12 protein-coding genes are annotated in these 12429 nt (G+C 44.3%); 6 read left to right on the forward strand and 6 right to left on the reverse strand.

The annotated features are described in order from the left end of the window. The first annotated feature begins 123 nt into the window (after positions 1-123). The 3 genes from MKX30_RS11920 to MKX30_RS11930 all read left to right on the forward strand — a co-directional run bounded on the left by MKX30_RS11920 (position 124) and on the right by MKX30_RS11930 (position 4293). The gene (locus MKX30_RS11920) at positions 124-2151 is read left to right on the forward strand and encodes a beta-galactosidase (RefSeq protein WP_254348077.1); all 2028 of its coding nucleotides are present in this window, start codon (positions 124-126) and stop codon (positions 2149-2151) included. Between the two features lie 69 nt (positions 2152-2220). Continuing rightward, a complete protein-coding gene (locus MKX30_RS11925; RefSeq protein ID WP_254348076.1) occupies positions 2221-3447 on the forward strand; it encodes an MFS transporter in 1227 nt (408 codons plus the stop codon). Between the two features lie 210 nt (positions 3448-3657). Beyond that, entirely contained in the window at positions 3658-4293 is a 636-nt protein-coding gene (locus MKX30_RS11930; protein WP_023988147.1) for a hypothetical protein, read from the forward strand. A gap of 73 nt (positions 4294-4366) precedes the next feature. Here the strand turns inward: MKX30_RS11930 and MKX30_RS11935 are convergent, their stop codons facing one another. Then, positions 4367-5197 carry a DegV family protein gene (locus MKX30_RS11935; RefSeq protein WP_025718529.1) on the reverse strand — a complete coding sequence of 277 codons (831 nt, stop codon included), beginning with the start codon at positions 5195-5197 and terminating at the stop codon, positions 4367-4369. Positions 5198-5218: 21 nt separating this feature from the next. Then, entirely contained in the window at positions 5219-5656 is a 438-nt protein-coding gene (locus MKX30_RS11940; RefSeq protein ID WP_071640431.1) for a MarR family winged helix-turn-helix transcriptional regulator, read from the reverse strand. Positions 5657-5847: 191 nt separating this feature from the next. On the opposite strand from MKX30_RS11940, the gene MKX30_RS11945 reads away from it, so the two are divergent. Beyond that, positions 5848-6315, forward strand: coding sequence for a GNAT family N-acetyltransferase (locus MKX30_RS11945; RefSeq protein ID WP_023988144.1), 468 nt, complete (start codon positions 5848-5850; stop codon positions 6313-6315). Positions 6316-6503: 188 nt separating this feature from the next. Here the strand turns inward: MKX30_RS11945 and MKX30_RS11950 are convergent, their stop codons facing one another. From MKX30_RS11950 to MKX30_RS11960, 3 genes are all read right to left on the reverse strand, one after another. After that, positions 6504-7085, reverse strand: coding sequence for an NAD(P)H-dependent oxidoreductase (locus tag MKX30_RS11950; RefSeq protein ID WP_028542747.1), 582 nt, complete (start codon positions 7083-7085; stop codon positions 6504-6506). 73 nt (positions 7086-7158) lie between these two features. Next, the gene (locus MKX30_RS11955) at positions 7159-7581 is read right to left on the reverse strand and encodes a MarR family winged helix-turn-helix transcriptional regulator (protein WP_053325221.1); all 423 of its coding nucleotides are present in this window, start codon (positions 7579-7581) and stop codon (positions 7159-7161) included. Positions 7582-7921: 340 nt separating this feature from the next. Beyond that, positions 7922-9043: an NADH:flavin oxidoreductase gene (locus MKX30_RS11960; protein ID WP_028542748.1), complete on the reverse strand. Its 1122-nt coding sequence runs from the start codon at positions 9041-9043 to the stop codon at positions 7922-7924. Between the two features lie 245 nt (positions 9044-9288). Between MKX30_RS11960 and MKX30_RS11965 the strand changes: the two genes are divergently transcribed. After that, positions 9289-9885, forward strand: a complete 597-nt coding sequence (locus MKX30_RS11965) for a TetR family transcriptional regulator (protein ID WP_023988140.1) — start codon at positions 9289-9291, stop codon at positions 9883-9885. Positions 9886-9980: 95 nt separating this feature from the next. On the opposite strand, the gene MKX30_RS11970 is transcribed toward MKX30_RS11965, so the two are convergent. Further along, positions 9981-11132: an iron-containing alcohol dehydrogenase gene (locus MKX30_RS11970; RefSeq protein WP_023988139.1), complete on the reverse strand. Its 1152-nt coding sequence runs from the start codon at positions 11130-11132 to the stop codon at positions 9981-9983. Positions 11133-11383: 251 nt separating this feature from the next. Between MKX30_RS11970 and MKX30_RS11975 the strand changes: the two genes are divergently transcribed. Beyond that, positions 11384-12418 carry a C40 family peptidase gene (locus tag MKX30_RS11975; protein WP_069080042.1) on the forward strand — a complete coding sequence of 345 codons (1035 nt, stop codon included), beginning with the start codon at positions 11384-11386 and terminating at the stop codon, positions 12416-12418. Positions 12419-12429: the final 11 nt, after the last annotated feature.

A 12429-nucleotide genomic window follows, 5' to 3' on the forward strand; every position in this document is an offset into this window, starting at 1 on the left:
CGTATGCGGGTATGTATTCTTCATGTAGATCCATATTGTTATATACATGTTCATTTTATTATATTTAAAAGCAGTTATTTGTATTATAAGATAGAATTATTCTTATATACAGAGGTGATTGGCATGATAAGCAGCAAACTTCCTAAAGTATTTTACGGTGGAGATTATAATCCTGAGCAATGGGATGAGGCCACGCATCAGGAAGATTTACGGATGTTCAGGCAAGCAGGGATTGATATCGCCACGGTCAACGTATTCTCATGGGCTAAAATTCAGTCCGACGAAATCACATATCATTTTGAATGGCTGGATCAATTGATTGACAGTCTTTATGAAAGCGATATCTTCGTTTGTCTAGCTACTAGCACGGCAGCGCACCCTGCTTGGATGGCTACCCGCTACCCCGACGTTCTCCGGGTAGACGCTGACGGACGGAAGCGGAAATTCGGTGGCCGCCACAACTCCTGTCCGAACAGTCCAACGTATCGAAAATACGCGGAGCAGATGGCTGACCGAATTGCAGAACGATACAAAAACCATCCCGCGATCCTCGTGTGGCACGTGTCCAATGAGTACGGCGGGGATTGCTATTGTGATAACTGCGCGGCCGCATTCCGGGTGTGGCTCAAGCAAAAATACGGATCACTGGAAGAGCTAAACCGGGTGTGGAATACTTCCTTCTGGGGTCACACCTTCTATGATTGGGATGAAATTGTACCGCCAAATAACCTGAGCGAGCATTGGGGAGAAAATCACTCCTGCTTTCAGGGCATATCCCTCGATTATGCGCGCTTCAATTCAGACAGTATGCTGGATTGCTACCTATTGGAATATAACGCGATTAAAAAACATGTTCCCGATGCCGTGGTAACAACCAATCTGATGGGCTTTTTTAAGCAACTGGACTATTTTAAATGGGCTAAGTACATGGATATTGTATCTTGGGACAGCTATCCCGGGGCCAATACTCCGATAAGCTATACGGCGATGGCGCACGATCTGATGCGCGGCTTGAAGGATGGGCAACCCTTTATGCTGATGGAGCAAACACCGAGCCAGCAGAACTGGCAGGCGTATAATTCGCTTAAACGGCCCGGCGTTATGCGGTTATGGAGTTATCAGGCAGTCGCGCATGGCGCGGACACGGTCATGTTCTTCCAGCTTCGCCGCTCGATCGGCGCTTGTGAGAAATTCCACGGGGCCGTCATTGAGCATGCCGGGCATGAGAACACACGTGTATTTCGCGAGGTGGCACAGCTTGGCAGTGAGCTTGGCGCATTAGGCAACACACTACTTGACGCGACCGTTAATGCCAAAGTAGCCATTTTATTCGATTGGGATAATTGGTGGGCTTTGGAAAAATCAAGCGGCCCTTCTGTTGCCTTGAAATATATGGATCAGGTACACAAGTATTATGCTCCCCTCTTCCGGCGGAATGTACAGGTAGACCTGGTTTCTGTTGATGCAGATTTCCAGAAATATGATCTCATTATCGCGCCTGTACTCTACATGGTCAAGCCGGGTACCGCCGAGAAGCTGGAACAATTCACAGAGCATGGCGGCACCTTCGTAACGACCTTTTTCAGTGGCATTGTAAATGAAAACGATCTGGTCACAACCGGAGGATATCCTGGTAAACTGCGTAACTTGCTCGGGATCTGGGTGGAAGAAATTGACGCGCTTCTGCCGGAATCACACAATCGCATTGTATTGAAAGAAAAGGTGGGCGTATTACAAAGTGAATATAAATGCGGTCTACTCTGTGACTTGTTACATAGCGAAGGCGCCGAAGTACTGGCCGAATACGGCGATGATTTCTATCAGGGCATGCCAGTGCTGACACGCAATCGTTTCGGTCAAGGTGAGGCATGGTACGTTGCTTCAGACCCTGAAGAAGCTTTCCTTGATGGCCTGCTGGGCTACATTTGTGAGCAAAAAGGGATTCCATCCCTGCTGCGCGCTCCTGCGGGTGTAGAAGCCACTGTACGGACCAAAAATGGAAAATCATATCTATGCGTTCTGAACCATAACGCCCAGACGCAGCAATATCATCTGGATGATCAGAAAGGGAATGAGCTGATCAGCGGTAAATACCTGGAAGGAGAAATTTCTATTGAAGGCTACGGCTTTCAAGTACTGGAGCTATCATAATCACTCAGATTTGACTCATGCAGTTTAGCTTGCCGCATGAGTCAAATCTAGGTATCAAAGGAGTTCATCATGAAACGACTGCTATGGATCGGCAGCTTATCTTATTTTTTAATCGGCCTGGCACACGTGGTTGTAGGCTCCCTACTGCCTGTGTTGTTAGAGCATTACGGTAGAAACTATACGGATGGCGGAAGTCTAATCTTCGCTCAATTTTCCGGTTTTCTGGCTGGAGTCCTGCTGTCGCCGTGGCTTGCCCGGAGTTTCGGCAAACGCCGAAGTCTGGTATTCGCCCTGCTCCTGCTATGCGCGGCGGAAGTGCTGTACTCATTGCTGCCGTCTTGGGGTTGGCTATATGCCGTCGGGGCAGCAGCCGGGTTTGGCTTCGGTATGGTAGAAACACTCATTGGCACTATTATTATCAGCGGTATTACTCAAGGAACGGGCGCGGCTATGAGCCGTCTGGAAGTCTTTTTTGGGATTGGCGCTTTGGCTATGCCCGCTATCGCCAGCCAGCTCATTGCACTCGGTTGGTGGCGATTGGCCTTTCCCATCATTTCCATGTTTGCAGCCGTCACCGTTATAGCTTGGCTGCGCGGGTCCTTCGGCACGCTGGACGCTGTATTAGACCAACAGGAACACCAAGGTGACAACCATACGCGTTCCACTAACTCACCCAAATCCCCCACGGTGGAGGCTTCTAAGGGTAGCCCTATAGGCAATTGGAAGCTACTTGCACTATTTATCGTCTTTTTCTTTATCTATGTAGGGACAGAGATGAGCCTGGCTAATTTCCTGCCCTCCATGTTCATCGAACGGCTGGGTCTCACACAAGCCGAAGCAGCACTTAGTGTCACCTGCTTCTGGTTAGCAATGGCTACTGGCCGGTTATTCACAGGCTACATTGCCGATCGATACGGCTACGGTGTCTTTGTCGCCCTGAGCTCACTGGCAGCGACCGTGCTGCTGTGCGTGTTCCCGCTGATCAAAGGGACTGAAGGCGCCTTTATCCTTATTGTACTGCTGGGGCTGGGCATGTCCGGCATCTTCTCCATCGCACTTGTTTTTGCCAGCAAAATGATGCCGGGTACAGAAGAATCTACCACTAGCCTGCTTATCGGCGCAGGTGGAGTTGGGGGAGCTCTGCTGCCTTTATGGCTCGGAAATAGCATGGATCGTGGTGGAGCAGTCTCATCAGCGTGGTTGCTGGCAGGCTTCGCCTGTATCCTGTGCCTGCTTGGGGGCATCTTGTACGCCCTATATGTGCGCAAAAAACGGCTTCAAACCGCTTCATCATGAGACTCGTCTCTACTGGCGCCTTTGTCTGTTCCTTGGTTGTCATCCAAGTGCACATTCAAAGGTGCTTTTTTACATACTAGACGAATGCACCTTGTACAGCAGCCCGTTTTTAGTCAAAATAGATCGTTTCCTATGAATCACAGGACAGATATCCATGCCTCCTCTAGATGAATGGAGTAGTATACAACAAACCATATGGAGGTGTTTGTATTGGGTCATCCTGAATTAAAACGAAAAAAAGGCCGTAAAAAAAATGTTTTTGTCCGTGCCTGGTTTGATAAGTTAGAAAAAAAGTTTGAGGAGAAGCCCCCAAAGAGAAAAGTCCGCTCGAAACGGAAAGGGGTTGGAAAAGATATCATCGTCAAAAAGCAACTTGTAAGTGTGAATATTAATCATAGCGCTTTAGGGCCTGAAGGGGATCCTGGAACCATAGGTGATTTAGCGCAGTTCGGTTATATTTATAATGTGAAGCCCCAAGTTGTTCCGATTGAAGGGGATGTCATTTTGGATACGAACGGTATACTTACACCTGGAATTGCTCATGTTCCAGGAACTACACAGATTGCTGTATCCGATGCTGGAAAATATGAAGTTCACTTTTCGGTGTCCGGTGTGGAACCTAACCAATTCGCCATCTTTATTAATGGCGCACTGGCTGTGGGAACTGTATACGGCTCAGGAGCCGGGACACAACAGAACACAGGGCAAGCTATCCTCGCTCTGGCATGCGGTGACGTCCTTACTCTGCGAAACCATAGCTCTACTACTGCTGTTACCCTGCAAACACAAGCCGGAGGAACTCAAGCCAGTATAAACGCTTCTGTCCTCATTAAAAAATTGAGATAGGCTTGAACTCCCGCAAAGTCTCAGTGTACTAAAAAGGGTTTATCCATACAGCGAGGATAAACCCTGAATATTTTTAAAAAGCCATAATGATCCCTTTGTCATTGGCATACATTGAACTAATCCCTCTGGTGGACACAATATGAATATCTTTAAATTGATAGCGTTTCTTCAGCGCATTCATTAATTTTTCCGCCAGCCCAGGATTATTGCAGTGAGTAATGACGATGCTTTCTCCTTCGGTAGCCCGGCCACTTTTTTCAATAGTATCTGCCAGCTTTTCGATAATTTGATTCTGACCGCGTGCTTGAGTAAAAAATGCGATATTCCCGTCACCATCCGAGCCTAAAATAGGCCTGATATGCAAGAGTGAAAGTATCTTTCCTGTGATTTTATTCATCCGTCCGTTTTTAACCAAATTATCCAGATTTTCTAAAACAAAGTACGTTTTCATCTTGCTGATAAAGCTCTCCAAGGAAGAAATAATTTCGCTTTTATGATAGCCCTCGTCGATTAGCTTGCGTAGTTTTAGAGCTAACAAGAGCTGTCCAGCCGAAGCGCTTTTCGAATCAAATACATGAACATCCGCCCCCTCTTCTTCCGCCATATCTTTTCCTACCAATGCACTGGAATAAGAACTGGACAGGTTGCTGGATAATGTAATGGCAAAAGAAGTATGCGCACCTTGAAAGGCTTCCTTATACAGCATAGGTGACGGTGATGCGGATCCAATTTTGGTTGTACAGGCTTTCATTTCTTCCATAAACTGAGGCAAGTCCAATGTGTCATCATCTACGAAGCATTTATCTCCTAGCGTCATATTTAACGGAATCGTAGTAACTTGCATCTCTTCTCTAAGCTCTCTCGTTAAATCACAGCAGCTGTCTGCTATTATTTTATATCTCACCCGGTACACCCTCACATTATGTTATTTTTCAATAGAACCCGCATTCATAATACTCAAAGAAAGCTCAATTAACCGTATAAATTCCTTCACATTCTTCTCACCCAAACCTACTACAAGCGCTTCAAAATAACCTTCAATTCTCTGTTGCTTCTGTTTGATCAAGGATTCACCATCTACTGTGAGCCTTACACACATTCGTCGTCTGTCATGCTCAGACATTTCCATAGTCACATAGCCTTTTTTCCTTAATCCCGTAAGCGCTGCCGTAATTCTTGATCTGGATACATGCAGATGATCGCTGAGTAAGGAAGGATTAATTTCATCATCCCGATGCTGAACTAAATATTGAAGCACATGGTTTTCCCCCTGAACAAGCTCCGTCAGGCTACTGAATAATTCCATGTCATAAATCCGGTTAACGGATTCTCTCAATTCGTCTCTTAGTTCATAATCTTTCATAGTGAACCTCCGCAAAACACATAATACATACAGTTAACTATTAATACTATGTACTATAATGAATTGCCCACGATAATAACAATGAAATATTTGTGAATTTTAATACAAGGGTTAATGAGCTCAGCGTCGAATAAGAAAAAATACGCTTGATCACCTCTTGCCAGTTTACGGTAAAGGAGTTGTTACATAAGATGAAACGGTTTACTCTTCGCCAATCCCACAATTCGGATATTGAAAGCATTGCTAATTTACGGGCGATTGTACTGCGGAACGATTTAACCAGATTAGGAAGGTTTGATGAAGAGAAAGTTCGTCAACGCTTTCGTGATGCATTCGATTCTGTCCATACCTGGATCATTGAGGAAGACTCTTCTTTTGTGGGCTGCATAGCTTTTAAACCGAGATTAGACGGTTATTTATTGGAGCATTTTTATATTCATCCCAGTTACCAAGGTAAAGGAGTCGGCAGTCAAATATTAAAAAATCTGCTAGAACAAAATCATGTAAAAGGAAAACATGTAACCTTAAATGTTCTGCAAGGAAGCTCAGCCAGACGTCTTTATGAACGGTTTGGTTTTAAAATTGAACGTGAGGACCCTATTGACGTTTACATGTACTTAATCGTAGAGGGACATTCCAAAACCGTCGAAAGATCATAGAGTCATGCTTCAACACACCCTTGAATGTCCAGTTATATCTGCCCCAAGATGCTATTACAAATTCAAAAGATCTATGAACTGGGATGTTGGAGATATATAAGCACTATAAGAAAAGGCCAACCACTAAATACGGGTTGACCTCATCATTTAAAGAATGTCTTACGTTTCTAAGAGAACATAAACTGACTTTACAGCACCGTTTTAACCGTGTCTTGGACTTGCTTCAGCAGTCCTTTATAACCATCTTCATCAAGGTAACCAATACTTCCAAGCAGCAAGTGACCGACGGATTCAATTCCAACGAAATCAAAAATTCCCGTATCTGATGTGATCTTCAATCCTGCGGTCATACCGATTTCATCGTAGATCGCGTTGGGAGTACCATGTGTATTCACGATAAAACCTTTTTTACCTGTAAGCAGCTTATTAATCCCTTCCGCACCAGCCGTATATGCAAATCCGTATGCAAATACACGGTCAACGTAACCTTTCAGGATGGCAGGAAGACCTGTCCACCAGATGGGAGAAATAAAAGTAATTGTATCCGATTGTGAGATGTATTCCTGCTCCACTTTGATATCAGCCGGAGTTTGCCCTGCTCTCATAGCGGCAGTATCCTCAGGTTTTAATACAGGTTGAAAATCAAGGGCATATAGATCACGTACAACGACTTCGTCACCTTTTTCTTTCAGAGTATTTACAACCGTTTCGAGTATCGCGTGATTAAAGCTTTCAGCGTTAGAGTGAGCATAGATGATAAGATGTTTCATTTAAATAACCTCCAGAAGTTTTATTGTTATTTTGATATTAATATAGATATCTATGCATTTATTCAAAAAAAAATTATAATCTGTTTTTTACATGCTCTAACAGATATTCCAGTTGTTCTTTTTCCTCGTCTTTCAGACCACCATAGATGGTTTCTTTTAATCTATTGGAGATCGCCGCAAACACAGGCTCCAGCTTTCTTCCTTTATCGGTCAAATATATCAGGGTAACTCTGCTATCCTCCCTTTCTTTTTTTCTTTCGACATATCCCAACTTCACTAGCTTGTCGATCAAAACAGTAACAGTGGGTTGCTGACGAGAAATTTTTTGCGTCAATTCCTTAATGGAAAGCCCGTCCTTTTGATAAAGGAACATTAAGATTCCGCCATGAGTAGGAACAATCCCTTCAATTCCATTTGATTCGAGCTCAGACACAATCAATTTATTGATCGAGTCTCTAATGGTTCCTATCAGTGCAGCTGCATTATTTTTTAACATACAAGCATTATTACATAGACATCTATATATATCAAGTGTTTATGTCAGTCTGATTTGGTTTTAACGTATGAAATGCTTCAAAGAATTAAGAATAAGTTTGTTATAATGGGATCTAAAATAGATAGGAGCTTATTAAATGGAGCAGCTTTTAAAGAAAATTAAATACTTGAGTACCCAAGAAAAGAAAACTTTAAAGCAAATATGACTTAATCTAAAATGGTTCATGGTGACTACTGTCGCAGACGCATTAAAAAGCCAAAATACCCGAAGTTCCTTACCTGACTTTGAGTATTTTGGCTTACACTGTTTATTTAAAGAGGTATTCGAAGTATAAGATGTTTTAGTTGAGCGTTTGAAGTACCTCAGGTGTAAAGGTTTGAAGATCATGAATTCGGCCTTCACGTATTTTTGTAGCCCATGCAGGATCACCCAGAAGCGCACGCCCAACAGCTACCAGATCAAATTCATTGTTGTCCAGCCGTTCCAGAAGTTCATTAATATCTTGGTGTCCTGCCCCTTTCCCTTCCGTATAACTTACAAAATCCTCATCCAGACCTACAGAGCCAACCGTAATCGTGGTTTTTCCAGTCAGCTTCTTCACCCATCCGGCAAAGCTCAAATCGGAGCCTTCAAATTCAGGTACCCAAAAGCGACGTGTCGAGCAATGGAAGATGTCCACGCCCGCTTGTACTAACACATTCAGGAGCTGCCCCAGTTTATCCGGTGTATCGAACGGCTTTGCGTTGTAATCATTCATTTTCCATTGGGATAGGCGCATGGCAATAGGGTAATCAGGGCCAACCTCAGCACGAATAGCTTCCACAAGCTCAATGGCGAATTGTGCACGTTTTATGATATCGCCACCATAGCGATCCGTACGTTGGTTCGTTCTCTCCCAAAAGAATTGATCAACCAGATAGCCGTGCGCTCCGTGAATTTCAACGCCGTCAAAGCCCAATCGTTTTGCATTCGCAGCTGCATCGACATAGGCCCCAATGACCTTGACGATTTCTTCTTCTGTCATCGGCTCGGTCACTTTTTTCCCTTCCAGATCCAGCCCTGATGGACCAATCGACAGCGCTTCTGGGTTCGGCTGAGATCCCAAAGGGCGAGCCATCCCCATATGCCAAAGCTGTGGAAAAATTTTACTACCGGCTTCATGAACCTGTCTGACCACTTCAGCCCAACCGTTTAAAGCCGCTTCTCCATAAAAATTAGGTATCCTCGGCTCACTTGTTCCAGCAGGATGGTCAATTACTGCACCTTCAGTAATAATAAGACCTACACCATTCTCTGCGCGACGGCGATAATAAGCGGCTACATCCGGTCCTGGCACACCATTTGGTGAAAAAGCGCGGCCCATTGCCGGCATTACAATACGAGTCTGTAGGGTCAGATTATGAATGGTATAAGGTTGAAATAAAGCTTCTGTTGAATGGACATTTTGCGGTTGATTACTCAAGGATTGTACCTCCCCATTTTCTTTTATCGTTTTTAGCGATATATAAAAAGCTCGTGCACCATCAAACGGGGTGCAAGTGAAATGTTAGCAATGTTTAATTTATCATTCAACCGACAAAATGTTCATTCTGTTGCTTAACCAAAAGGGTTATAAAATTGTTGTATATCTAAACTCACTTGTTGACAAAACAACACATGTTTATAATGGGGGAATCATTTGATTTACCTGAAAGGAGTGTCTTGAGGATGCCTGGTGTAACTTCACCCAACCCAAACGATCCGCGCGTCATTCGAACACGTAGATTAATTCTCGACGCATTCGTTGACCAATTAAATAAGAAAGACTTCTACACGATTACGATCAATGACATTACCCAAAAAGCCACCATTAACCGTGCCACGTTCTATGCACATTTTCAAGATAAATATGCACTGCTTGAAACCCTTTTGTCAGACGCATTTTTGGAGTATGTTATCAAGAGGATTGATGCTGAGGCACGTTTGTCGGAGGAGATCATTCAGAAACTTATTCTTTCGTTATGTGACTATCACGACTCAAGTAACCAATGCGTTCATAAATATAATTCAGTGGCACCGATCCTGGAAGAACATATTAAGAATCAATTAGAGCAATTCATACTTCAACTCATAACAAGAGAAGCCAATAATACAGACCAAAGAACGTTAGAACTTGCCGCGACCATTTTAAGCTGGTCCATTTATGGTGTAACCTTTCGCTGGAATGTGGAAGGAAAAAAAGAGTCTCCTACAGATTTAGCCGAGAGAGCTGTGCCTTTAATCTTCAATGGGGTTGTCTTATCTCTAGTCTCACAAATCTCTTAGCAGAAAATGCGAATAAAAAGGGCCGTTCCCAGTATACTTCGATCAGTTCCTGGGACAGCCCTTATAGTATTTAGTAAAATAATTGCATCTTTTATTTAAAGAATTTTCTTAAACATCTCGATAACTTGTTCTTTGCTAGGTATGAACGGATTGCCCGGAGCGCAAGCATCCTTCATTGAGTTCTCGGCAAGCAGATCCAAATCCACTTCATTTACACCCAGTTCAGAAAGTTTGGAAGGAATCCCTACTTCCTTCGACAGGTCTTTGATTCTTTGGATTACATAGTCTGCGCATTCCTTATCTGTTTTCCCCTTATCTTCAAAACCGATGACCTTAGCGATGGCACGAAACTTCTCTGGTACATGCTTGGCATTCTCCTCCTCCACAATCGGCAGCAGCATGGCATTACAAACACCATGAGGCAAATCGTATACGCCGCCAAGCTGATGCGCCATCGCATGAACGTAACCCAATCCGGCATTATTAAATGCAAGTCCTCCCAAGAAAATAGCGTATACCATTTGCTCACGTGCTTCTATATCATGACCGTTGCTCACTGTACGAGCCAAATGATTAAAAATAATCTCTACTGCTGCCAACGCAGTCGCATTCGTTACAGGATAGGAACCTGGCGTAACCAAAGCTTCAATAGCATGGGTCAAAGCATCTAGTCCTGTAGCTGCCGTTAACGCGGCGGGTTTGTCTACCATCAGCTCAGGGTCGTTGACCGAAATCGTAGCTACACTATTCTTATCAACCATAACCATCTTGACCTTGCGCTCTTCGTCCGTAATGACATAATTGATCGTGATTTCAGCCGATGTTCCTGCTGTGGTATTAATAGCTACAATAGGAAGCGATTTATGCTTGGATTTATGAACGCCCTCATACTCGGTTATATGTCCCCCGTTGGTAGCAATAATGCCGATTCCCTTAGCCGTATCCTGTGGTGATCCTCCGCCAATCGAAATTAAAAAGTCACATCCGTTTTCTTGCAGAAACTGAACACCATCATGTACATTTTTACAGGTCGGATTTGGTTTTACTTCATCGTATACCGCATAGTTCAATCCAATATCATCCAGCAAAGATGTAACCTTGCCTGCAATGCCACTCTTCATCAAAAATTTATCCGTAACGACTAGAGCTTTGTTTAAATTCAGTTCTTTTATATACGGCCCAACTTCATGCAAACAGCCTGTTCCCATAAGATTGATAGATGGTACAAAAAATACATGTGCGCTCATATAAAATCGGCCTCCTAAAGGATTCACTTCTTGTTGCCTCGCTAAATACGGAATTATTCTATAAAGTGAAATATTTCACATTTATAATTTTATCTTTATTTTATTTTGATGTCAATAATAAAACACAGATATTTATTGGTTTTATTTTTGTTTGTTTTGTTTTTTTAGTGAATCCAATATTTGGTACACAACTAATCGGAGGAAGCCTCGTACAACTTAGATGAACACATTAACAACGAGGTGATGACAGCATGACAATCAACAAGGGAGTATTGCTGGCTCTGCTGGCAGTATCGCTGCTCCAAGCAAACCCGTCTTATGCGAAGTCGGTACCACTGACTCCAGTGACGACCGTTTATGTGGATGACCACCCGCTTCAGCTTGCCGCCGAGCCGCTGCTGCTAGACGGGACAACGCTCGTCCCCATGCGTCAGTTGTTTGAGGCGCAAGGAGCTGTGCTTTCCTGGAACGGATTCAGCAAAACCGTAACAGCAACCAAAACCGACACGGTGCTGACCTACCACATCGGGGAACTCGTTGCTACCCTAAACGGCAAAACGCTGTCCCTGAATGTTCCGGGACAGATCGTTGAGGGCAACACGATGATTCCACTGCGTTTTGTGAGCGAAGCACTTGGGAGCACAGTGAAGTGGGATGCCCTTACCCGGACAATCCGGATTGCCTCCAGGGACGATTTTTTCACAACAGTTCTTTCCAGGGTCAACCTGCGCAGCGAACCGGATTCATCGGGAGCTTCCCCTTCCCTGCGGCTTATTCCAGCCAGCGAAAAGGTTCACGTCATCCGCGAGGTCAATGCTCTCTGGCTGGAAGTGCGCACTAAAGACAACCTGACCGGATACATATCGGCAAAACCAAAATACAGCGACTATTCCAGCCCATCCCTGGCGGAACGGCAGGGAGATGAACTCATCGCCTACGGAGAGAAATTTCTCGGTACCCCTTATGAATTCGGCGCAGCAACCGGACAGACATCGACCTTTGATTGTTCTTCTTTTGTGGGGGAAGTGTTCCAGCATACGCTCTCTATCGACCTCCCCCGTGTCTCTTACGATCAGGCTAAAGAAGGGCGGGAGGTCGGGCTGAACGAGCTGCGCAAAGGCGACCTGCTGTTCTTCAGCGCACGCGGGCTAGAGATCGGCCATGTGGCTATCTATGCAGGGAACAACAAATTGCTGCATACATTCTCCAAAGAACGCGGCGTTCATTTTGACACGCTTGACGATAAATGGCAGAAACGTTTCGTAACAGCGCGCAGGCTGTTTTAGGACGAACCAGA

The organism is Paenibacillus sp. FSL P2-0173, from assembly GCF_038008045.1.
GTDB classification, from domain to species: domain Bacteria; phylum Bacillota; class Bacilli; order Paenibacillales; family Paenibacillaceae; genus Paenibacillus; species Paenibacillus polymyxa_B.